Here is a 23711-nt window from a genome sequence, read left to right as displayed (position 1 = left end):
AATACAAAGAAACCCCCTGAAAGGCCCATGAATCAAGGGTTTTAGGTGAATGCACCTACAGTTTTTGGCCAACGCCCGATAAAACTTGGCCAACAAACCAACCCGCTTTACTGGCAAATGTTAAATCTCCGAAAAAGGCAATAACCCCGGAAACCAGCCATGGTGGCCGGTTTCAAAGCAATACGACAAATGACGTAGGAATCAGACTCGCTGCATCCACATCCAAAACGCCTATCTCAAGGTGTAGGTATGCCCAGGATTGGCTTAAACGTAAAAGGGGTCAAACAAGGTCTCCACGCGTCTGGCGCGACCATAAAAGGCATAATACTCAGGCAAGAAACCGGCATCCGCCTTCCGATGGCGCGGCGAAAACCAACGCTTCAGAAAAAACTCCCGCCGGTTGTCGTTCCATCGCTTCGATTTCTTCCGGCTTTTCTTCATCATCTTCTTCGTCTGCTTCGACTGCAACTTTTCATGTTGCTTCCGTCCCTTGCGGATGGCTTTGTCGAGTTCGGCTGCCTGCTTCGCCTTCTTCTTATCCGCCTTCTTCTGCTCCCGTCCCAACGGCATGGGCTTCGGCGAACGCGCATCCAGGTCCTGCGCCGCCATCGGTTGCAACAACGACATCATGAAAAGGAAAACGATCAGCTTCAGTTGCTGGCGTAAATCGGACATCGAGAGACGTATCATGGATGTGGTAATAACAATTGAACGGCCACCCGGCCGGAACCGGGATGACCGTTCATGGGTAGTGACAACAAGATTCCTTCAACCGCTCGATTAACTCTTCGGCTCCAGGTCCATCCCGCAGGTCGGACATTTTCCCGGCTGGTCGGAAATCACCTCCGGATGCATCGGACAGGTGTAGGTGGTCGTGTGCGCACTATCACCGGCTACCTGAACCGAATCGGTAGCAGGACCGGAAGATTTTTGCTCACCGCTTCCGCAAGCAGCCAGCAATAAAAGACCGCCGGCGGTCAGACAATACAATATTCGTTTCATCGTTGTATTTTTGATCAAAGTTAGACCCAACACCCTGACCTCCTTCCATTGCCCGGACGCACTTTTCAACCTGGACCTATCAACTACCTCCTGCTCCTGATGATCGGGTGGATGGCCATTTCCTCCTGTAGGAAGGAAAACGATTCCCAAATCCCCAATGTTCCGGTCAATTTGACCCTCTATCTGAGCCTTCCCGAATACAGCGCCCTCAACAGCGTCGGCAACTCTATCACCATCAACGGCGGTTATAAGGGAATTATTGTCTACCGAAAAAGTATCGACGATTTCGCCGCCTACGACCGTGCATGTCCTTATGACCCCACGGCCAGCGGCTCCATCCTGAATGTGGACTCCAGCCTGGTACAGGTAAAAGACGACAAGTGCGGTAGCCGCTTCAGCCTGTTCGACGGATCCATCACTAATGGCCCTGCATCACGGCCGCTGCGTGCGTATGGGACAGAATACGATGCGGCGGCGCAGAGTTTGTATATTCATAATTGAGTGAATAGTGAACAGTGAACAGTGAACAGTGAACAGTGAACAGTAAATAGTGAATAGTGAATAGCGAATAGCGAATAGTAAATCCTGTCCGCCGTAGCTTTTACGAAGGCGGGAGCGAATAGTTACCAGTTATTAGTTTCTAGCTATTAGTTGTAATAGTTAGAACTTCACCTGACAGACAGGGTTGGTTAAAAGTTATTTCCGGTCTGACGGATTTTTAAGGATCCGTCGCCCGGAATAACTTTTAACCGGTTGCTAATTTATCGAGCATTTTACTTTGCGCCAAGGGTATGCTGTCCAGGAATGTCTCCATTGGTGTTTTACCAAAGCAGTATTTTCCGGTGTGTGTCCTTTCACAGTTGTACTCTTCTATCCACTGATCCAGATCCTTCTGTAATTCCTCCAGCGATCCAAAGACCTTTTTCGGAAGGCAACCGCATAAAACTCGTTCTGGATTGTCCGATGGAAGCGTTCGCAGATGCCGTTGGTTTGAGGATGCCGGGCCTTGGTACGGCTATGATCGATATCCTCCAGTGTCAGATAAAGACTGTACTCATGACTCTCCCGCTTGCCGTTGTACTCTGTACCCCGGTCTGTGAGTACCCGAAGCAGCGGCAAGCCATGCTCCTCAAAGAACGGTAGCACCTTGTCGTTGAGCATATCGGCTGCCGTCAAGGCGTTCTTACGGTCATACAATTTGGCAAAGGCTACTTTGCTGTAGGTGTCGATGAAGGTCTGCTGGTAAATCCGGCCTACACCCTTGATATTGCCCACATAATACGTGTCCTGGGCTCCAAGGTAACCGGGGTGCTCGGTTTCAATCTCGCCAATGGCTTCCTGCTGTTCCCGTTTCTTTTCCATGGCAACCAGTTGCGCTTCGGTGAGAATCAGTCCGTCTTGGGCCACTTTCGCCTCCAAAGCCTCAAGCGCTTGGCAAAGGTCTCCAGATCATGCCGCATCCAGATATACCGTACCCCGGCCGGTGAAACAGAAATCCCCTTCTTACGCAACTCGTTCGATGCACGAAGCTGACCGTAGGCCGGATAGTCTGTGGCCATCTGTACGATGGCGTTCTCCCAGGCTATATCCATCCGATTGGCCAGTATCGGCTTCTTCCGACTGATCTCCTGCAGAGCCGTCTCCCCACCGGTATCGTACAACTCTTTGATCCGATAGAAACTATCCCGTGAATAGCCCATCACTTTGCACGCCTGGGATACATTACCCAATTGTTCGGCTAACTTCAACAAGCCTAACTTGGTTTTGATTAACTTAGCTTCTGTATTCATTGTCTGACAGTTTAGGGGTTATTGTTATGTTTCGTATCCTAAAGATAACCCTTATCTGTCAGATTAAATACTAACTAGTACATATTAGTTACTAGTTTCTAGTTTCTAGTTTCTAGTTTCTAGTTACCCTTACCGATACCTTGTTACCAGCGCCCTCCTTCATGCTTTCTTGCCATTTACCCTATCGAACTTTGGGCCCATTTTATGGCATGTGTTTTGTCTTCCTGATTCACCCCCATTAATTTCTAATTTTCTTTCCCCTTAACCAGTCGTCCATGAAACTTACACGTCGGGCTGTCCAACATCTTTTTCTTCGTGCCGGTTTTGGCGCGCTGCCGGCAGAGTTGGATCGCTGGGAAGGAAAGGATGTGGAAGATCTGGTGGACCATCTTTTTAACGAGTCGGAACAGATCGAAGACCTGAACCTCATCCCCGATCCCTTGAAAGGTCGGGCCGAGGTTTCCAACTTCCGCGTATTAGCCATGATCCTCCGTTCCGGACCGGAGATGCAGAACCTCAACTTTCACTGGCTTTACCGGATGGTCGAATCGCGGGCTTGCCTGCGCGAAAAGGCGACCCTCTTCTGGCACGGACATTTCGCCACCTCCGCCCCATTCTCCTACCTGATGCAGGGTCAGAACAATTTTCTGCGACGCCATGCGCTCGGTTCCTTCCGGGACCTGTTGCACGGCATTGCACAAGACCCTGCGATGATCATTTATCTCAACAACCAGGAAAATCACAAGGACCATCCGAACGAGAACTTCGCCCGCGAAGTGATGGAGTTGTTCACCCTGGGCATCGGTAACTATACAGAGCACGACATCCGGGAGGCCGCACGCGCCTTCACCGGCTGGAAAGTGAATCGCAAGGGAAAATTCGAAATCATCGACACCGATCACGATACCGGAACCAAAGTAGTCCTGGGAAAAACCGGCCCGCTCGACGGTACCGAGGTGCTCGATCTGCTGCTTGCGCACCCCGCCCTACCCGACTTCCTTTCCGGCAAACTGCTTCGATTCTACTTCCATCCCAACCCATCCGATGAGCGCATTCGGGAACTAGCCGGTGTGTTACAAGAACATGATCTTCATATCGGCAAAACCCTCCGCCACCTGTTCACCCGGGATTGGTTTTATGACGCCTCGGTGATGGGATCCATGATTACCGCTCCGGTACCGTTGCTGGTTCGCATGATCCGCTACTTCGGTATCGAGTTCGAACGGGGCGAAACGCTCCTTAGGCTGCAACAAAACCTCGGTCAGACACTTTTCTTCCCTCCCAATGTGGCAGGATGGAAAGGACACCGCGACTGGATCGACAGCGCCTCTCTCCTCTTGCGGCTCAGCCTCGCCGATCGCTTTTTACGCGAACGCGCCTTAACGGCTCGCGGACGGCCGGAGTTTGAAGAAACTTCACAAAAGAAACTTCAGGAAGAGGCTATCGCCCGCATCACCGCCCGATTCGAAATTCCTGAAAAAGCCTATGGCGCTCAAACTCCGGATACCTGGATCGACGCATTGTCGCGGGACCTGCTGACCACGGACCTTTCCTCCAGCACACGAAAGGCACTCCCGACACCAGCCACCCTGAAGGATGCCTGTATAGCCGTTTGCAGCCTGCCTGAATTCCAACTCGTCTGACCATGCTTCGTCGCGACTTCCTCCGAACAACCGGCCTTGCCTCCACAGCGCTGTTTCTGCCCGCCTTTCTTCGCGGTTCCGTCACACAATCGTTCAGCGGTCGCAGGGTGATCGTGATCCAACTCACCGGAGGCAACGACGGGCTCAACTGCATCGTTCCCTTCCGCGACGACCACTACTACTCCGCCCGGCCGGGTATCGCCCTCCGCAATAACGAATTGCTCCGACTAAACGACGATGCCGCTTTCAACATCAACCTGCGCGGGTTGGCCGATCTGTTTCACAAAGGCGAAGCAAGCATCCTGAGCAGCGTCGGTTATCCTAACCCGAACCGCTCTCACTTCCGTTCCATGGATATCTGGCATAGCGCCAGCGATGCCGACCGCTACGTTCAAACCGGATGGATCGGCCGTTACCTGGACGCGCTGAAATCCTCCAATGCAACGCCCGCACACCTGGCCCTGGAACTGGACGAAAGTCTCAGCCTGGCATTGAAGGGCGAACAGCGTAAGGGCATGGCCACACCCGATTCTAAACGCCTGCAACAACTGCTGAAGCGACCGCTGTTGCGCAGCCTGGCGCAAGCATCACTTCCGGAACAAGGGGAAAGCACCTTCCTGTATCGTACCCTTCGCCAGACGGTCGAGAGCGCGGACTATCTCTCCGCACATACGAATAGCACCCACACGACGGGCAACTATCCGAACCATGCATTCGGCAAACAACTCCGTCAGATCGCTTCGCTGATCGGAGCCGGAGTTGAGACACGGTTTTTTTATGTTTCACTTCCGGGGTTTGACACGCACGCCTTACAGAAGAACATTCAAAACCGCTTGCTGAAAACCTTTGATCAGGGCCTGAGCGCGCTGATCCACGACTTAAAGCAACAAGATCGATTCTACGAAACCCGCATCCTGGTCTTTTCGGAATTCGGCCGACGGGTGGCGCAGAACGGCAGCAACGGCACCGACCACGGCGCCGCCAACTATGTCTTTCTCGCCGGTGGCAATATGCGTCGCAAAGGATTGATCAACGGCCTACCCGACCTGGGTGATCTCGACGAGGGAGACGTGAAGTTCAAAACCGATTTCCGGCAGGTTTACGCGACGATCCTGGAAGAATGGCTGGGCGAAGACGCGACGACGATTCTCGGGAATCACTACCCGACCCTCAACATCCTGTAAGAACTATCGATCCGGCGAAGCGGAGAGGTTGACAACAGGGGCTGTCGACGCGAACCTGACCTGATGGCGATGCAGAATACCCAGGATCTCCAGGTGGATACGCTCCTGTACCGCCAGAAACTCTTCGAATACGGGCGTCTTTACGATATAAACCACCAGCAATTCCAAGCCGTGTTGCGTGACGTTCTGCAGACGAACGATAAAACCGGATTCGAGCTCGTGTTGCACTTCAATGTAGCCGCGAATGTCCGTCAGGACTTCTTCGATCCGTTCCGGCGGAGTGGAATGTTCCAACAGAAAAACCTGACGGGACCTGCGCACCTCACGCTCCGTTTCGTTGATGAGTTCCGCGTCGACCATTTTCTTGTTCGGAACAGTCACCAGCATGCGGTCCAGGGCACGGATCCGGGTCGAACGGAATCCTACGCTTTCAATCTTACCTTCCACCGGACCAACTTTCACCTGGTCACCGACACGAAAGGGTTTGTCAAGAAATATCGTAAATGAACCCAGCAGGTTCTCCAGTGTTTCTTTTGCCGCCAACGCGAAAGCAAGTCCGCCGATCCCCAGTCCGGTGACCAGCGATACGACATCGAGATCAAACGAGACCGCCAGAGTGATGAGCAAGCCTACGCCTGCCAGGATCACCTTTATTCCTTCCTTGACAAAAGGAACCAACTGATCATCCGACCGGTCTTCCGTTTCGCGCGCGCGCTCGATCAGGACCAATCCGAAGAAGTCGACCAACCGCAGCACTATCCAGGTAACGGCGACAACGACGGCGCCTTCGAACAACTGGTGCAGCACGAAGCGCAGGCCGAAGACATTCTCCGGAACCAGCTTCCATTCCTCCGGAAAATGCAGGCGGTCACAAGCCACATAAAGAATCAGGATCAGGAAGAGGAATCCAACCGGCGCCGCAGTCAGCGCCAGGAATTTTTCGGATCCAACCCGGTGGCCCTGCTTCCGCACGACGCGATAGAACAGGCGGGCAATGAGCTTGGAGATAAAACGCTTGAGGGCGAGTCCGGCCAGTAGGATACCAAGGAACCAGAGATAACTCTCCAGCGTGTTACCCAGAAAGGTTTGATTCAAGACGGAACGGAGAGAGAACATGGCAAAATAAACGACCGGGAAGACGAGCATCTTCCCGGTCAAAGTTAACAGCTTATCAGATCAACTTTTCCAGCGCGATCTCAATGGCCGTCTGACTCAATCCACGTTTTCCCGGATTGCGATGATACACGGCTTCCAAGGCGCCGCCGATGCATTCGGAAACATCGTGGAAGATGGCCTCATCGGTGATCGGCGTTTCATCATTCATCAGATAGCGGAATACCCGCGCCATACCACAGTTCGCGATGAAATCCGGAATCACACTGCAGTTGTTGTCGGCGAACTCCATGATCGGTCCGAAGAAGATCTCCTTGTCCGCGAACGGGACATTGGCTCCGGAGGCGATCACTTCCAGCCCCTTGGATTGCATAGCATCCAAGTGCTCGCGTTGTACCAGGCGGGATGCCGCAGCCGGAACGAAAATTTCGGCACCGGTCTGCCAGATTTCCTGATTGATCTTATCAAACGGTATGATTCCCTCCGCGTTCAACTGATTACCCTGACGCTGGAGGAACAATTCCCGTACTTCTTCGAAAGAATAGCCCGATGCCTTGATCAGACCGCCCTGACGATCGATGATTCCGACAATCGAAACGCCCATCTGGGCGAGGTAATAGCCCGCGGCGGCCCCTACGTTACCCCACCCCTGCACAATCGCGCGTTTGCCCTTGACACTTCCGCCCCATAAGCGGTAATAATGCAGGACCGAAACAGCCACCCCATAGCCGGTGATCATATCCGCCACGGTAATGGGTCGGGTGAGTTCCGGCGAATAGGCCAGGTCCTCCAGGCGCTTTTTCACGCCGCGCTGAAGCTGGCCGATGATCCGGGCCTTTTGCTCCTCTCCGGCATTGAAGTGGGCTACGACCGTTCCCTCTTGCGGGTGCCGGAGTCCCAGCTTTTCCGTGATCGGGATGACGTCGTGGATCTCGTCCACGTTCAGGTCGCCGCCCGTCCCATAGTAGGTCTTTAACAGGGGCATCACCGCCTTGAACCATCGTTCCAAAACCCCCTGCTTGCGGGGATCGGACGGATCGAAATTGATCCCGGACTTCGCCCCGCCAATGGGAGGGCCACTGACAGAAAACTTGATTTCCATCGTTTTTGCGAGGGATTCTACCTCCCGCTTGTCCAGGCCCTTCCGCATCCGGGTACCGCCACCGGCGGAACCACCCCGCAGGGAGTTGATGACGATCCAACCCTCCGCTTCGGTTTCAGCATCTTTCCATTCGAATACGATCTCCGGACGCTTTTCTTCAAAACGACGGATCAGATCCTTAACCCGGAGGGCTTCGGCGACAGGCAACGATTGATTCATGGTACTCATTGGCGGGGCAAACCTACGGCAAATAGCCGCACCGGACAACCAAGGCAAACCCCGACCGGGTCCACGATTTTTTTTCCGGAATCGGTTGTATGGTGAATAATTGTTCTTGTAATTTTGGATTCACGGAAATAAGTTTGCCTACCACCACTTCAAAGAACCCAACGCACCATGGCAACCAAGAAGAAGCCCGCGAAGAAGGCGAAAGCCAAGGCTAAAAAGGCTCCGGCCAAGAAAGCCAAGAAGGCCGCACCGGCCCGGAAAAAAGTCGCAAAGAAAGCGGCTAAAAAACCCGTCGCCAAGAAGAAAGCGGCTTCTAAAAAACCGGCTGCGAAAAAAGCTGCAGCGAAAAAGCCCGCAGCAAAGAAACCAGCCGCGAAAAAACCGGCAGCCAAAAAACCAGCGGCTAAAAAACCTGCGGCTCCGAAACCCGCAGCGAAAAAACCCGCAGCGCCGAAACCGGTAAAGTCACCCGAAATTCCGTTCGAACAACCGAAGGTGATTTCCATGCAGGAAGAGATCATCGAGATCCGTCCGCTGACCGAGGCAAGTGACGAGGACAACGGCATGGAAATGTCCATGGATGAGGATATCAATATGGAAGACTCCGGTGGTATGAATGACTTCGACGAAGACGAAGACGATTTCTGATCCCTACTGACTTAAATACAAAAGGCCGCCGAATGGTGGCCTTTTTCATTATCAGCTCTTGCGTCGTTCATAGATAAATCGAACCTGCACAGTGATCCCTGTGTGCACCGGTGACGGACGCGAGTACGTTGACTTCCTGTCGCCAGCGAAGTAACCCGAGGAAAGCGAATATCAACGCTTCTTTAAAGTCAATGATGGATCCGTCGGGAACACAGACTTCGACCGGAGATTTTTTTCGGATCAACTCCAACAGGTAATGGTTGCGTGCGCCTCCGCCGGTTACCAGAAGTTTGCCAGATGCAGACAACCCTTCAGGAGCACGTATCCCGGCGGCAATGCTGGTCGCGATGTGTTCGCAAAGCGTAGCAAGCAAGTCCTCTTCGCGCAACCTGAATCGGGATAGGATGGGATCATAATCCCGCTCCAGATCTTCGCGACCGAGCGACTTGGGCATTGACCGCCGATAATAGGGCAAAGCCGACAGCTCCGCCAACAATTCCGAATTGGGTTGTCCGTCTTGTGCCAGCAGGCCATCGCGGTCGAAGGGTAATCCTCGCCGTGCAGCTACCGGATTGAGCAAAAGGTTGCACGGGCACAGGTCTCCGGCTACACGACGATTACCCGCTGAGAACGATATGTTCGCGATCCCACCCAGGTTGAGGCAGTGCGTAAATTCACCGAACAACAGTTGGTCGCCCACCGGCACGAGCGGAGCGCCTTGTCCTCCGAGCGCCACATCCTGCATGCGGAAATCACTCACCACCGGCAATCCCGCAGCTACCGAAAGTGCGGCGCCATCGCCCAACTGGAACGTAAAACCGTTACCGGGTTGATGGTAGATGGTGTGCCCGTGGGAGGAGACGAAATCCGCGCTGCAGCTGCGTTCGGCCAGGAACTTCCGGACTTGTTCCCCGAGGTAACTCCCATAATGTACCTGCGCTTTTACAAGCGATTCAGCATCCGCTTTATCAATGCTTCGCAACAGGGATGCGATGCTTTCGGGATACGTCACGGTCTCCGCTTCCACGATCCGATAGCTCCAGGTATCGCCTCGGACGAACTCACACAACGCGATATCCAGTCCGTCGAGCGAAGTACCGGACATTAATCCGACCACCTGGTAAGTTTCCGGACTCATTCCGCAACGATTAGTTTACCCTGAAGGTGCGCCCCCGACTCGTTCTCCGCTTCCACGATATAACAACCGGGTAATAATGATCCCAGATCCAAACTTTCCCGTGCTTCCGGAACGCGCATCCGGACACGCCCGAGGAGATCGAAGATTACCAGGTCTTTGACGGGACCAGGAGCGAGACGGACGATCCCCTTTGCCGGGTTCGGATAAAAATGCAGGTAATTGGGTTTCGGAAACCCATCAACCAGGTTGAGGACGATTGCACCCGAAGTATCCATTACCAGGAAATAAAATGCGGAAGAACCGCTGCCGGCACCAGCCGTACCCACGATCGCATAGTTACCCTCCGCCGTTTGAAAAGCGTGCTTCCCCCGATCGTTCAATCCGGCCATGTGCGTATGCGACCAAAGCAAGGAGCCGGAAGAATCGAATTTGGTTACATCCAGTTGCGAAGCGGATTCCCCAACTAAAAGCAGGCAATCGTCTTCAACCGGAAGTATGTCATGAATACGTTCCTGGTTGGCCGTTCCAAGCGATCGCGTCCAGAGCGAATCACCCGGTTCGTTGCACCGCACCACAAAGCGATCGGATGGAGATACCGAGGAAACGGAAGTCGCTCCTGCCACGACAAAACCACTTTGCAGCTGCGCAAGCGAAGCGCCGGAAGCCCATCCATTTCCGAAATACTTCCGAAGCCAGAGCGAATCGCCGAGCAGGTCGGTATGCAGCACAAACAGGCAGCCACTGGTATCGCCCTGATCGAGCAGGTACCCGGTAAACAGATAGGATGAGTCGGGAACCTGTTCCGCATCGAGCAACTGTCCTAAACGGATGTTGTAATCCTTTGTCCAGGTAGTTTGTAAGGCGTCGTCCAGTTTGCGCACATGGAAACGGTAACGGTTGGTCGCGATTTCCAGCCGATAACCCGCCAGCAACCAGCCGCCTTCCAGCGCGTCGACCAGCGCGGTGAACCGAACCCGTTCGCCGGTCATCCGATAACGGACTTGCGTGATCAATTGACCCGTGCTATCGATCTGCCAGATTGCACCCGAGGTGTTGCCCACGCTATCGACGACACCAGCCAGCATCCAACCATTGACCGTTGCGCACCAATCGGTCAATGTCCAGAGGGCGCCGCTTGATCCGTATTGTCGTGTAGAAATCGTATCGCCGTATTCATTCAAATGGCAAATGGCGATGGTGCCCGAACCGGTAGCGGTGTTAACCAGATTGCCAACCAGCAGATAAGTTCCATCGGTCAATTGTGCAGCCCGAATACCCTCGTGTTCACACTGCGGGTCGAGTCGGATAACAGCCGCACAAGTCGGCTCCAACGCGCTAACTTTCAAGGTCATAAACGGACATAGGAGCGACACGCAAATGCTGAAAGCCAGCCTTCGCGTTACGCTTCTCCATTCTTTTAGAATACCGTTCAAATCCGTAGGTTTGTCCGCACAAAATACGCCCTTTCCCGGTTGGAAATGCGGCGTTTTCCCCGAAAAACAACGAATTAAGAACAAGCGACTGCCATGCATTTCGAGCTGACCGAAGAACACCTGATGATCCAAAAAGCTGCCCGCGATTTTGCCCAGACAGAATTGAAACCGGGCGTCATCGAGCGCGACGACCATCAGAAGTTCCCCGCGGAACAGATCCGTAAAATGGGCGAACTCGGTTTCCTCGGCATGATGGTGGACCCGAAGTACGGCGGCGGTGGCATGGATACCATTTCCTACGTACTGGCCATGGAAGAGATCTCGAAAGTGGACGCCTCCGCATCCGTGGTCATGTCGGTGAACAATTCGCTCGTCTGCTGGGGCCTCGAAGCATTCGGTTCAGAGGCACAGAAGCAGAAATACCTGGTTCCACTGGCCAAGGGCGAGATCATCGGCGCCTTTTGTCTCTCCGAACCGGAAGCCGGCTCGGATGCTACTTCGCAACACACCACCGCGATCGACCAGGGTGATCACTACCTGTTGAACGGCACCAAGAACTGGATCACCAACGGCTCCTCCGCTTCGGTGTACCTGGTCATGGCCCAGACTGACGTGGCAAAAGGTCACAAAGGCATCAACGCGTTCATCGTGGAAAAGGGCATGCCCGGTTTTACGATCGGCCCGAAGGAAAATAAGATGGGTATCCGCGGCAGCGACACCCACTCGCTCATGTTCGCGGATGTCAAAGTCCCGAAAGAAAATCGCATTGGCGAAGACGGCTTCGGTTTCAAGTTCGCGATGAAAACCCTCACCGGTGGCCGCATCGGTATCGCCGCGCAGGCGCTCGGCATCGCCTCGGGCGCTTACGAACTTGCCCTGCAATATTCGAAAGAGCGCAAAGCCTTCGGCAAGACCATCTCGCAGCACCAGGCTATCCAGTTCAAACTGGCCGATATGGCCACCAACATCGAAGCTTCCCGCCTGCTTTGTCTCAAAGCCGCCTGGCTGAAGGACCAGAAGCAGGACTACGGGCTGGCTTCGTCCATGGCCAAACTCTTCGCTTCCCAAACGGCCATGGAAGTCACGACCGAAGCCGTACAGATCCACGGTGGTTATGGTTACGTGAAGGAATTCCACGTCGAACGACTGATGCGCGACGCCAAGATCACTCAGATCTACGAAGGCACATCGGAAGTTCAACGCATCGTCATTTCCCGTGAGATCATCGGGAAATAATCCTCGTTCCTGCTGATGAAAAGAATCCTCCCGCTGCTCCACTTCGTGTGGATCGCCCTGCTTTTTTCGGCCTGTACGCCACAGCGGAAGATAGTGTACTTCCAGGATGGACTTCCTTCCGCTCTGGCGCAACCCGGCGCCTATACGCTCCGGATCTATCCCGGAGACATTCTCTCGATCAATATCTTTTCCATTAACGCGGAAGCATTCCCATATCTCGCAGTACCGGCCGACCGGCCGACCAGCGATACGCGTTCGGCTTATGAAAAAGGCTATATCGTAGCCGAGAACGGCGAGGTCAACCTACCGCTGGCCGGGAAGGTCAACCTGAACGGCATGTCACTCGCGGAAGCCAATCGCGCCATCACCGCGAAGTACAAAGAATACATGGAAGATCCGTTGGTGACCGTCAAGAAACTGAACTTCAAAGTGACGGTGCTCGGCGAAGTCAACAAGCCCGGCACTTACCCCGTTCCCAACGAACGCATCACCCTGGCGGAGGCCTTGGGTTATGCGGGCGACCTCAACACCTTTGGCGACCGCTCGGCGGTGAAATTGCTGCGCTCGGAGAACAACCAGATGCGGGAATACAAGATCGACCTCACGAAAAGCTCGAGCCTCACACCCGAAACCTGGTACCTGCATCCTGACGATGTCGTGTACGTCGCTCCGGTACGCCGCCGCGCTTTCCAGAACATCAACCCTTCGGTCACGCTCTTCGCTTCGGTGATCTCCACCGCCATCATTGCCGTCACCTTTTTCCTGACCCAAACCAAATAACATGCGCGCCAGCACCGACAACCGTCCACGCAACGACGACGAGATCGACCTGCGCCTGCTCTTTTCGAACATCCGTAGGAACTGGCACTACTTCCTGATCTCCTTACTCGTTTTCGGAACCGCCGGCCTGTTGTACATCCGTTTTACACTTCCGGTATTCGAAGCGAATACGAGTGTGCTCATCAAGGACAGCAAGAACAAGTCGAGCAATATCGAAGACATCCTGACCGGCGACCTGTTCGGCAATGTCAAAAACGTCGCCACGGAGATCGGCATTCTGCGATCCCGATCCGTCCTGCAGGAAACCATCGAAGAGCTCGGATTGGGCGTCAGTTATTACGGAAAGACCACTTTTTTCCGTTATCCGATATACAAGAACAACCCCTTCATCGTTGAACCGCTGTATGTTCAAGACGGCGTGTACGATGAAGAGTTTCACATCCGCCTGCTGGATTCACTGACCTATCAGCTCGAGATCGAAGCGGACAACCGGTTGGTGGACGATTTCAACTACTCCTCCAAACATCGCTTCGGCGAAGAGGTCCAGACAGCCCGATTCAAACTCCGCATTGTAAGGAACGATCCTTCCTTCGCGGCACGTCAGGACGATGACTTCCGCTTTGTCATCCAATCGACCAACAAACTGATCGCCTGGTATTCGGAAAAGATGAAAGCCGAACCGATCAACAAGGACGCGACCATCATCAACATCACCATCCAGGACCAGGTGCCCGAACGTGCCGTGGATTTCCTCAACACCCTGGGAAAAGTCTACATCAACCAGGACGTAAAGGACAAATCTTCCGTCGCCGCGCTGACGCTGAAGTTCGTGGACGAGCAACTCGAGGAGATCTCCAAGACCCTCAACGCGACCGAACTGGAACTCCAGCGGTTCAAGGAACAAAAAGGAACCGTTGACCTGAGCGAAGAATCCAAGGCCTACCTCGAGCGTGTCACACGGGTCGATGCCGACCGGGCTAAAGCCGAGCTGGAATTGAAGTCGCTGGATTACCTGTACAACTACGTAAAGTCGAACAAGGACCTCGACCAACTGGCTCCGTCCAGCCTGGGCACACCGGATCCCCTGCTGATCGACCTGATCGGTCAACTGAAGAATCTGCAGACCAAACGGCGCAGCCTGCGGTACGGCGCCAGTGAGAACTCTCCGGCGATCAAGGTCATTGACCAGCAGATCGAAGAAACCAAAGCGTCGCTGATCGAGAACATCAACAGCCTCCGCAACCAGACGCGCGTCAGCCTGGGTACGATCCAGGGCCAGTTGGCGGAATACGAAGGCTCGATCCGCAAGATCCCGAACATCGAACGGGAACTGCTCGGCATCCAGCGCAATTTCTCGGTGAATGAGAATATCTACCTCTACCTCCTGCAGAAGAAAGCGGAGACCGGTATCGCCAAGGCAACGGCCGTGTCCGACAACAAGGTGCTGGACAGCGCATCCTTCAACGAGATCCCGGTGATCCCGAACCGCAAGGCGGTGGCGATCATCACGCTCCTCCTCGCGCTGGTATTGCCCATTCTCTTCATCGCCCTGCAGGGCTACCTGAAGAACACCGTCAGCAACCGCGAGGATGTGGAGAAGCAGACGAAAGTACCCGTGATCGGCGTCGTGGGACACCACACCAGCAGTGAACGCCTGGTGGTGAGCGCCAAGCCGAAATCGGCCATTGCCGAAGCCTTCCGTTCCATCCGCGCCAACCTGATGTTCCTCGGACTGGCCGATCAGCACAAGATCGTACTCATCACCAGCTCCGTGGGTGGTGAAGGAAAATCCTTTTCGACCCTGAACCTTGCGGCGGTCCTGGCCTTGCAGCATTACCGCGTCATCATCGTGGGTATGGACTTGCGCAAGCCGCAACTGGTGCAGGATTTCGGCATCGACAACTCCATCGGGGTGAGCAACTACCTCATCGGTCGCGCGACGCTGGAAGAAGTCATCCACAAGACTTCGGTCGACGGATTGGAGATCATCCCGTCCGGTCCGGTCCCGCCGAATCCGGCGGAACTCCTGGCCAACAAGCGGACACTGGAAATGCTCCACTCGTTACGCGACCGCTACGATTACATCATCATCGACACACCGCCGGTGGGGATCGTGAGCGACGCCTTGGTGCTGATGAACCATGCCGACATCAACGTCTTCATCGTTCGCGAGAATTACTCGAAGAAGGAGTACATCAAAACGATCAACGAGATCCACGAACAAGGAAAAGCAAAGCACCTCTGCATCCTGCTCAACGATGCCGGCACCAACCAACGCTATGGGTACGGCTACGGCTATAGCTATGGTTACCACGGCTACGGCTATTATGACGAAGAAAATCGGAAGAAGAAGTTTTTCAGGAAACCGAAGAAGGCATGAAAAAAGCGGCTCCAATGAGCCGCTTTTTTGTTTTATTCGATTATTGGACGTTTTTTATTAAAAAAATAAGCCCGACGGAGTACGCCGGGCTCAAGGTTTTCACCTTCGGCAATTTAGCCTTACTGTGATAAGATGACTAAATGATTTTTCAATCACTTGACACAAAACTACTCAATGAATACATTTGAGTCAAGTAATATTTTTAAATAATATTTTATGAAAAAAAGATTAGGCCTTGATATTGGCACCAACTCCATCGGGTGGGCATTGGTGGAGGATGAAAAAAGAATCCTTGGTTCCGGAGTTCGAATTTTTCCAGAAGGGGTGGTGAATCTAGGAGAAGGAGAAAAAGAAATTTCGAGAAACAGCGAACGGCGACAGTTCAGGGGATTGCGGAGGCAAAACTTCCGACGAAAATTACGGAAGAAGATCCTGCTGAAAGAGCTTTCAAAAGCCGGCTTATGCCCCATTTCGCCGGATGAACTACAGGGATTTTTCCGGGCCAACAAATTTCCAGATTCGCCTGGGATGCGCGAATGGTTTCGCCTAAACCCCTATCTGCTCCGGGCTAAAGCGCTAAAAGAGCAATTGCAAGCGGAAGAGCTTGGTCGACTGCTCTATCACATGGCTCAGCGGCGTGGTTTTCAAAGCAACAGCAGAAGCACCCGAGATGACAAAGAGGAAAGCGTCCTTTTCACAGGAAATCAAGAGGAAGGCAAGACCGGCATTAATGAAACTCAATCCTTAATTGGTAACAGCACATTAGGCAGCTACCTCGCTACCATTTATCCTCCAGATGGAGAATCCTATTCTGCCGGAAGGCCGCGCATTCGAAATCGTTACACTACCAGGGCTATGTATCAAATGGAGTTCAATGCGATCTGGAGCGCACAGAGCAAACTGAACCCATTATTGAGCGAGGAAATGAGAATCCGGTTTGGCGGTACCAGGAAACAGAATGATCCGCAGGATGGAATCTTGTTTTTCCAGCGGCCATTGCGAAGTCAGAAATATCTTATCGGGAAATGCACATTTGAGCCTAAAAAGCCCAGATGCCCGGTAAGTGCGATCCCATTTCAATATTTCCGTCTCTATCAATTTCTAAATACGATTGAGTGCAATGGAGAGCGGCTTAGTCGGGAAGAAGTCGACACTGCTGTTGATTATCTGACAGCTTCCAAAACAGATAAAAAAATCAAAGACCTTCGAAAGCTTTGGAAAAAGAAAGACGAATACTACCGGTTCAATTATCTTGAAGACGACAAAGTAAAGAACGCGCAAACTTTAGCTTCCTTATCAGGTTTGAGTTTCAACAACCGGACCTGGCAGGAGTTAAGTCAAAAGGAACAAGAAGATATCTGGCATGTGCTGTTTTCCTTTGAAGACAAGGATAGCCTGGAAGATTATGGGCGTAAGAAATGGAAATGCAGCGAAAAAGATCTCCAGGCTTTACTTAAAATCCGGCTGGAAGAAGGATACGCCAGCCTGAGTAGAAAAGCGATCAACAACATACTACCTTTTTTGAAAGACGGACATCAATATGATATCGCAGTCTGTCTGGGAGGAATAAGAAATGCGTTTGGCAACACCTGGGATTCACTTTCTCCCGAAAACAAGGACTTCATCATTACCAACGTCCCGGAAATTGTTCGCTCTGGAATTAAAGGTGGTTACCTTGAAGAGCTAAAGGCCTTTCTGGTCCGCGAATTCGGTTTCACGGAAAAACAGTTAAACAAACTCTATCACCACAGCGAATCTATCCGAGCCGGGGAATGGGTTGAAAAACTGCCTTACGGCCCAGCGGCAGACCGCATTATCCAGAATCTTCGAAACCCCGTCGTCTCTACAGCGCTTTTCGAATTGAGAAAAGTCGTTAACGCGCTCATCGAAAAGTTTGGAAAGATCGAAGAAATTTCCGTGGAACTTGCACGCGACTTGAGAAACCCACGACAAAAGCGCTGGCAAATTCGAATGGAACAAAACCGGCTGGAGCGATACAATGAAGAAGTGAAAAAACGGCTGAATGAGCACGGCAAAGTACCTTCCGTCGAAAACATGCTTCGTTATAAATTATGGGAAGAATGCCAGCACACCTGTCCGTATACCGGCAGAGAGATCAGCATTACTCAATTGTTCAGCGGAGAAGTGCAAATCGAGCACATTTTCCCCTGGAGCAAATCGTTGGACGACAGTTGGCTCAATCTTACGCTGTGTTTTGCCGATGAAAACCGTTTGAAAGGTGAACGCACTCCGTACCAACACTTCATCCGCTCCGGGAAAGCAACTTGGGAAGATGTTAAAAAACGAGTCATCACTCAATTCTATGACACGAAAGAATTTCCGAACCGTTACCGGAAATTCAAACGGTTCACTGCTGAAAAGTTTGACGAAGAAGGTTTCATCGCAAGACAACTAAACGACACCCGGTACATCAGTAAAGAAGCGACAAATTACTTATCACAAGTAGCCGAAAAGGTCTCCGTAGCGCCCGGCAACATGACCGCCATTTTGAGAGGAAAGTGGGGACTTAACACGATACTTAGCGATACCGATGCCAAAGATCGTAAAGACCACCGGCACCATGCCATTGATGCCTTGGTCATGGCCACCTACAAACTTGCGCACTTACAGGAATTACAAAAATGGAATAAATACAATCGTGCTGCCGAGCTGCGAAATTTCCCCATGCCCTGGGACAGTTTCCGGCAGGATGCCGAGCTGAGCATACTTTCCATACTGGTATCGCACAAAGCAGATCGCAAGGTATTGACGCAGCGTAAATTCAGATTCAAGAAGGGCAAGAACGAATTTCAGAATACAGGCATCTCGGCGCGAGGGCAGTTGCACATGGACACCGTGTATGGAAAACGAAAAGCGCCCGGACAGTCCGAAGCCTATCATGTTCGAAAATCACTGAAAGGGCTTAGCGAAGCTGCTTTCCCGAAGATTGTCGACCCCCGGGTGCGTGCGCTGGTATATGACCGGCTACGTCAACGCGGGATACCAATTGATCAGAAATCCGGCAAACCCAAACCGGAGACGAAGGAACAAAAGGAAGCCTTCAAAGCTGCATTTGATATTCCTGTTTTGCTACCCAATAAGAACGGGGATCCGGTTCCTGTCCATAAAGTGCGAATCTCCGAAAACCTTGGGAATGCCGCCAACCAGAATGCCGGGATTAACCGCTATGTAAATCCGCGGAACAATCATCATGTGCTGATTTATCAAAACGACAAGGGCATCATGGATGAAGAGGTTGTGACTTTCTGGGAAGCAGTAGAAAGAAAGAGACAAGGCACCCATATCTTTAGATTGCCATCTAATGGAACTAGGACCATTGCTTGTTTGACCTCGAATTCCCCATTCTTTATTGGACTTTCTGGCGAAGAAATAACTTCCAATCGAGATAACCCTTCCTTTCTAAGCAAACATCTTTACCGTGTTCAAAAATTTTCATCTCCTATTTATGAGTTTCGGCTTCATAGCGAAGCAACAATTACAAGAGATGAATCACCGTTTTTTCACCGAGTTTCATCCATTAAAGGTTTTTTTAACTCGAAGGTTACTTCTGTCAGAATAAACGTAATAGGCGATATTATTGGTCAACCTGTTAAAATTGAGCAGGAAAATTCGGAATGATCAAACGCACCATATATATAACAAATCCATTTAACCTTACCACACGAAACAAACAACTTGTCGTTCGTGGTAAAGATAACAATAGTGAAACTACAATACCGATTGAAGATATTGGAATTGTACTTATAGAGTCTCGGGAAGTAAACCTAAATTCCCATCTATTAAGTGAACTTGCAACAGCAAATGTTGCCGTGTGTGTTTGCGACGAGACCCATCACCCGATCGGGCTTCAACTGCCGCTCAACGGACACAACTTGCACGGAGAGCGCTTTCGAATGCAATTATCGGCAGGCGAAACGCTTCGAAAACAATTGTGGTCGACCATTGTCAAGGCCAAGATCAGAAATCAAGGACAGGTTTTAGATTATTATGGGTTTGAAAGCACTGCCTTAAAGGAACGGATACGGCAATTACGCTCAGGCGATCCAGGAAACGAAGAAGGACAGGCGGCACGCTATTACTGGCAAACACTCATGGCTGAAGTACCGGGTTTTTACCGGGACCGGAACGGACCTCCACCCAACGGACTTTTCAATTTCGGTTATACGATCATCCGGACCGCTGTAGCCCGATCCCTGGTAGGTTCGGGTTTGTTGCCGGTGGCAGGCATCCATCACCATAACCGGTATAACGCTTACCCGCTGGCGGACGACCTCATGGAACCCTTTCGACCCTGGGTGGACAGGGCGGTGGTCGCCATTGTCCGTCAGTCGGGCCCCGATGCTCCACTGGATAAAGATGTGAAGACAAGTCTGGCTTCCATACTCACACAAGACGCTGCATTCGAAAAAAGCACCAGTCCGCTTTTGATCGCGATCCAGCAGTCTGCCGCGCAACTGGCCAGGTGTTTTGAAACAGGAAAAGTCGAGCTGTCGTTTCCTTCCCTCTGACCATGCGGCATCAGGAGAGGATCAGCGCCTACCGTGTCATGTGGATCCTGGTGTTTTTAGACCTGCCAACGGAGACTAAAAAGGATCGCAAGAACTACGCGCGATTCAGAAAGGACCTGCTACAAGATGGATTCACGATGATGCAATTCTCCGTTTACCTCCGGCACTGCCCAAGCGGAGAAAATGCTGCTGTACACATCCGAAGAGTGGAAAAGTCCCTACCGAAGAAAGGTCAGGTGAGCGTATTACAGATCACCGACCGTCAGTATGGCGACATCCTGAATTTCTGGGGTAAATCGTCTGAACCGCTTCCTCCCCCGCCACAACAACTGGAGCTTTTCTAGCCAATTTTTAATTTTTATCCGGTAAAGAACCCTACCCAACCAGCTGGTTCACAGGCCAAAATGGAAGGGTAGGTTAGTCAATATCGGTTTTAGTCATCAAACCACAGCCAGTCAATATCGGTTTTAGTCATCAAACCACAGCCACGACGGCAGCCGGCGTTTCTACGTCGGCGTTAGTCAATATCGGTTTTAGTCATCAAACCACAGCGCTGAATGATTTCTCTCTTTCTTCAATTTAGTTAGTCAATATCGGTTTTAGTCATCAAACCACAGCAGATATTCCTTGAATTCGCCAACAGTTATTGTTAGTCAATATCGGTTTTAGTCATCAAACCACAGCTTCGGATTGCGAAACAACGAACACCATGCGGTTAGTCAATATCGGTTTTAGTCATCAAACCACAGCTTCTCAGCGTCACGAGAATTATCCATTAAGGTTAGTCAATATCGGTTTTAGTCATCAAACCACAGCTTAAAGGCTCTCCTCCGGTAACTTGTGTTTGTTAGTCAATATCGGTTTTAGTCATCAAACCACAGCTTCTTTGCCATGGTCTGAATTTATGGGGTGGTTAGTCAATATCGGTTTTAGTCATCAAACCACAGCGTCTGTGTTCCGCTTCCTCCGTTCGCCGCCGTTAGTCAATATCGGTTTTAGTCATCAAACCACAGCCTGAGCGGTCGATGCGACAAAGTCCAGCAAGTTAGTCAATATCGGTTTTAGTCATCAAACCACAGCTGCACCCCTGTCAGTTGATCGGCCAGTTGCGTTAGTCAATATCGGTTTTAGTCATCAAACCACAGCGGCCAGTACTTTCCGAGGACATGGAAGCAGTTAGTCAATATCGGTTTTAGTCATCAAACCACAGCCAGTTGCTTGAAATCCCGCAGGAAGCTCTTGTTAGTCAATATCGGTTTTAGTCATCAAACCACAGCACCTGCTCGGCATCACGTACCACCCGGCCGGTTAGTCAATATCGGTTTTAGTCATCAAACCACAGCTTTATCAGCGTTCGCATGACGGATCGCGGAGTTAGTCAATATCGGTTTTAGTCATCAAACCACAGCGAGGGGTGCGCATCGAAAAAAAAAATCGCCGTTAGTCAATATCGGTTTTAGTCATCAAACCACAGCAGTATAGGTATTTATAGGTTTGTGTCCTTCGTTAGTCAATATCGGTTTTAGTCATCAAACCACAGCTGTAGGTTTCTGCGCCGCGATCGGTGCTGTGTTAGTCAATATCGGTTTTAGTCATCAAACCACAGCGCTGAGCAGTTCGGTATTCTTTGCCAGTTTGTTAGTCAATATCGGTTTTAGTCATCAAACCACAGCACCATGACCTCCCAATATCTTTGGCCGCCGGTTAGTCAATATCGGTTTTAGTCATCAAACCACAGCGGCAGCTTCGACTTTTGCCTTTACTTCCTCGTTAGTCAATATCGGTTTTAGTCATCAAACCACAGCTGTAAGAATACCTATTGACAAAAAAGCAGAGTTAGTCAATATCGGTTTTAGTCATCAAACCACAGCAAAGGCGGGTATCGACATGGAAACGCCGAGGTTAGTCAATATCGGTTTTAGTCATCAAACCACAGCTTGCGGTTATGACGCTGATGTTTACGGGTTGTTAGTCAATATCGGTTTTAGTCATCAAACCACAGCGCTAAATGATTTCTCTCTTTCTTCAATCTAGTTAGTCAATATCGGTTTTAGTCATCAAACCACAGCTCAATGTCTTGTTTCCTGATTACGCAACCGTTAGTCAATATCGGTTTTAGTCATCAAACCACAGCTCGAAATACGGTTCTTCAATTTCCGCACCTGTTAGTCAATATCGGTTTTAGTCATCAAACCACAGCTACACGAAACTGATTCGGCCCGAGCTGATGGTTAGTCAATATCGGTTTTAGTCATCAAACCACAGCAGCATCTCCCTCTTAGCCTTGGTCTTTTCCGTTAGTCAATATCGGTTTTAGTCATCAAACCACAGCCAGGCTACAATCGCGGCGGCACTTGGTATAGTTAGTCAATATCGGTTTTAGTCATCAAACCACAGCCCATTGACAGGATGGAAGAATTGCATTTCTGTTAGTCAATATCGGTTTTAGTCATCAAACCACAGCCTTGATGGTCAGGTGCTCGATCTTCTTTTCGTTAGTCAATATCGGTTTTAGTCATCAAACCACAGCATCAACGACGCAGCACCCATCGTTCGCATGTTAGTCAATATCGGTTTTAGTCATCAAACCACAGCTTGCGGTTATGACGCTGATGTTTACGGGTTGTTAGTCAATATCGGTTTTAGTCATCAAACCACAGCCGTGAAGCGATACGACTGGCAGTAGCAGGCGTTAGTCAATATCGGTTTTAGTCATCAAACCACAGCTTGGGTTTCTTTGCCCTTGTCCAGGGTGGTGTTAGTCAATATCGGTTTTAGTCATCAAACCACAGCTGGGGTCCAGGATTTAGTTCTTCGCACTTTGTTAGTCAATATCGGTTTTAGTCATCAAACCACAGCACGATCAGCACGTCCGAAACCGAGGATACGGTTAGTCAATATCGGTTTTAGTCATCAAACCACAGCCAACGCTCGATTTTCGTCTTTGCATAGAACGTTAGTCAATATCGGTTTTAGTCATCAAACCACAGCACCGTCTTTGTAGTGATATAGTTGTGCTGTGTTAGTCAATATCGGTTTTAGTCATCAAACCACAGCGTTAAATACTTTGGTGAGCCTTATTTCAAAGTTAGTCAATATCGGTTTTAGTCATCAAACCACAGCGGTCGGGGAAGAATAAGTCATAATCTGTCTGTTAGTCAATATCGGTTTTAGTCATCAAACCACAGCGGGTTAATGTGTGTTATCTACTTTCTGAATGTTAGTCAATATCGGTTTTAGTCATCAAACCACAGCGGGCAGGTCGAGGCCGTAATCAAACGAGGCGTTAGTCAATATCGGTTTTAGTCATCAAACCACAGCTCAGAAGCGTTAACTAACGCGGCATACTTGTTAGTCAATATCGGTTTTAGTCATCAAACCACAGCAACCCCGTGTGTATTAACACGGGGTTTATTGTTAGTCAATATCGGTTTTAGTCATCAAACCACAGCGAGCGGATGCATGGTCACGAAAACAACATCGTTAGTCAATATCGGTTTTAGTC

17 protein-coding genes, 1 pseudogene and 1 CRISPR repeat array (1 of these 19 cut by a window edge) are annotated in these 23711 nt (G+C 51.0%); of the genes and pseudogenes, 10 read left to right on the top strand and 8 right to left on the bottom strand.

From position 1 onward, the window contains the following. Positions 1 to 264: 264 nt before the first annotated feature. Positions 265 to 690 carry a hypothetical protein gene (locus IPJ96_05060; protein MBK7909717.1) on the bottom strand — a complete coding sequence of 142 codons (426 nt, stop codon included), beginning with the start codon at positions 688 to 690 and terminating at the stop codon, positions 265 to 267. A gap of 90 nt (positions 691 to 780) precedes the next feature. Continuing rightward, positions 781 to 1002, bottom strand: a complete 222-nt coding sequence (locus tag IPJ96_05055; protein MBK7909716.1) for a hypothetical protein — start codon at positions 1000 to 1002, stop codon at positions 781 to 783. A gap of 48 nt (positions 1003 to 1050) precedes the next feature. Here IPJ96_05055 and IPJ96_05050 point away from each other — a divergent pair, with 48 nt between their 5' ends. Continuing rightward, positions 1051 to 1503, top strand: coding sequence for a hypothetical protein (locus tag IPJ96_05050; GenBank protein ID MBK7909715.1), 453 nt, complete (start codon positions 1051 to 1053; stop codon positions 1501 to 1503). Between the two features lie 244 nt (positions 1504 to 1747). Here the strand turns inward: IPJ96_05050 and IPJ96_05045 are convergent. Beyond that, positions 1748 to 2792, bottom strand: a pseudogene (locus tag IPJ96_05045) (IS481 family transposase). A 275-nt stretch (positions 2793 to 3067) separates the two neighbouring features. On the opposite strand from IPJ96_05045, the gene IPJ96_05040 reads away from it, so the two are divergent. Beyond that, complete coding sequence (locus tag IPJ96_05040) at positions 3068 to 4435, top strand: DUF1800 domain-containing protein (protein ID MBK7909714.1); 1368 nt, start codon at positions 3068 to 3070, stop codon at positions 4433 to 4435. A gap of 2 nt (positions 4436 to 4437) precedes the next feature. Then, on the top strand, positions 4438 to 5619 hold the full coding sequence (locus tag IPJ96_05035; GenBank protein ID MBK7909713.1) for a DUF1501 domain-containing protein: 1182 nt from the start codon (positions 4438 to 4440) through the stop codon (positions 5617 to 5619). A 3-nt stretch (positions 5620 to 5622) separates the two neighbouring features. Here IPJ96_05035 and IPJ96_05030 read toward each other — a convergent pair whose 3' ends face one another. The 3 genes from IPJ96_05030 to IPJ96_05020 all read right to left on the bottom strand — a co-directional run bounded on the left by IPJ96_05030 (position 5623) and on the right by IPJ96_05020 (position 8568). Continuing rightward, the gene (locus IPJ96_05030; protein MBK7909712.1) at positions 5623 to 6765 is read right to left on the bottom strand and encodes a mechanosensitive ion channel family protein; all 1143 of its coding nucleotides are present in this window, start codon (positions 6763 to 6765) and stop codon (positions 5623 to 5625) included. Between the two features lie 25 nt (positions 6766 to 6790). After that, positions 6791 to 8053 carry an amino acid dehydrogenase gene (locus tag IPJ96_05025; protein MBK7909711.1) on the bottom strand — a complete coding sequence of 421 codons (1263 nt, stop codon included), beginning with the start codon at positions 8051 to 8053 and terminating at the stop codon, positions 6791 to 6793. A 158-nt stretch (positions 8054 to 8211) separates the two neighbouring features. Next, positions 8212 to 8568: a hypothetical protein gene (locus IPJ96_05020; GenBank protein ID MBK7909710.1), complete on the bottom strand. Its 357-nt coding sequence runs from the start codon at positions 8566 to 8568 to the stop codon at positions 8212 to 8214. On the opposite strand from IPJ96_05020, the gene IPJ96_05015 reads away from it, so the two are divergent. Beyond that, the gene (locus IPJ96_05015) at positions 8567 to 8710 is read left to right on the top strand and encodes a hypothetical protein (GenBank protein ID MBK7909709.1); all 144 of its coding nucleotides are present in this window, start codon (positions 8567 to 8569) and stop codon (positions 8708 to 8710) included. The genes IPJ96_05020 and IPJ96_05015 overlap by 2 nt on opposite strands. A 67-nt stretch (positions 8711 to 8777) precedes the next feature. On the opposite strand, the gene IPJ96_05010 is transcribed toward IPJ96_05015, so the two are convergent. Both IPJ96_05010 and IPJ96_05005 read right to left on the bottom strand, forming a co-directional pair. After that, positions 8778 to 9848 (bottom strand): anhydro-N-acetylmuramic acid kinase, encoded by a 1071-nt coding sequence (locus tag IPJ96_05010; GenBank protein ID MBK7909708.1) that lies wholly within the window; start codon positions 9846 to 9848, stop codon positions 8778 to 8780. Further along, on the bottom strand, positions 9845 to 11200 hold the full coding sequence (locus IPJ96_05005; protein ID MBK7909707.1) for a T9SS type A sorting domain-containing protein: 1356 nt from the start codon (positions 11198 to 11200) through the stop codon (positions 9845 to 9847). The genes IPJ96_05010 and IPJ96_05005 overlap by 4 nt, the downstream gene beginning before the upstream one ends. Positions 11201 to 11374: 174 nt before the next feature. Between IPJ96_05005 and IPJ96_05000 the strand changes: the two genes are divergently transcribed. The 6 genes from IPJ96_05000 (at position 11375) to cas2 (ending at position 20550) form a co-directional block, all read left to right on the top strand. Then, positions 11375 to 12517, top strand: coding sequence for an acyl-CoA dehydrogenase (locus IPJ96_05000; protein ID MBK7909706.1), 1143 nt, complete (start codon positions 11375 to 11377; stop codon positions 12515 to 12517). A gap of 15 nt (positions 12518 to 12532) precedes the next feature. Beyond that, positions 12533 to 13297, top strand: a complete 765-nt coding sequence (locus IPJ96_04995) for a polysaccharide export protein (GenBank protein ID MBK7909705.1) — start codon at positions 12533 to 12535, stop codon at positions 13295 to 13297. A 1-nt stretch (position 13298) separates the two neighbouring features. Beyond that, on the top strand, positions 13299 to 15677 hold the full coding sequence (locus IPJ96_04990; GenBank protein ID MBK7909704.1) for a polysaccharide biosynthesis tyrosine autokinase: 2379 nt from the start codon (positions 13299 to 13301) through the stop codon (positions 15675 to 15677). Between the two features lie 216 nt (positions 15678 to 15893). After that, entirely contained in the window at positions 15894 to 19316 is a 3423-nt protein-coding gene (cas9, locus tag IPJ96_04985) for a type II CRISPR RNA-guided endonuclease Cas9 (GenBank protein ID MBK7909703.1), read from the top strand. Continuing rightward, on the top strand, positions 19313 to 20206 hold the full coding sequence (gene cas1 / locus IPJ96_04980; GenBank protein MBK7909702.1) for a type II CRISPR-associated endonuclease Cas1: 894 nt from the start codon (positions 19313 to 19315) through the stop codon (positions 20204 to 20206). The genes cas9 and cas1 overlap by 4 nt, the downstream gene beginning before the upstream one ends. A 2-nt stretch (positions 20207 to 20208) precedes the next feature. Continuing rightward, positions 20209 to 20550 carry a CRISPR-associated endonuclease Cas2 gene (cas2, locus tag IPJ96_04975; GenBank protein MBK7909701.1) on the top strand — a complete coding sequence of 114 codons (342 nt, stop codon included), beginning with the start codon at positions 20209 to 20211 and terminating at the stop codon, positions 20548 to 20550. A gap of 106 nt (positions 20551 to 20656) precedes the next feature. Then, a CRISPR array of direct repeats spans positions 20657 to 23711; the repeat unit is 36 nt; unit sequence GTTAGTCAATATCGGTTTTAGTCATCAAACCACAGC (it continues 3174 nt past the right edge of the window).

The sequence above is a fragment of the Bacteroidota bacterium genome, from assembly GCA_016713765.1.
GTDB lineage: Bacteria > Bacteroidota > Bacteroidia > AKYH767-A > 2013-40CM-41-45 > Pollutiaquabacter > Pollutiaquabacter aromativorans.
The sequence above is the reverse complement of the archived record's forward strand: the minus strand, read 5'-3'. Positions and strand labels throughout refer to the sequence as shown.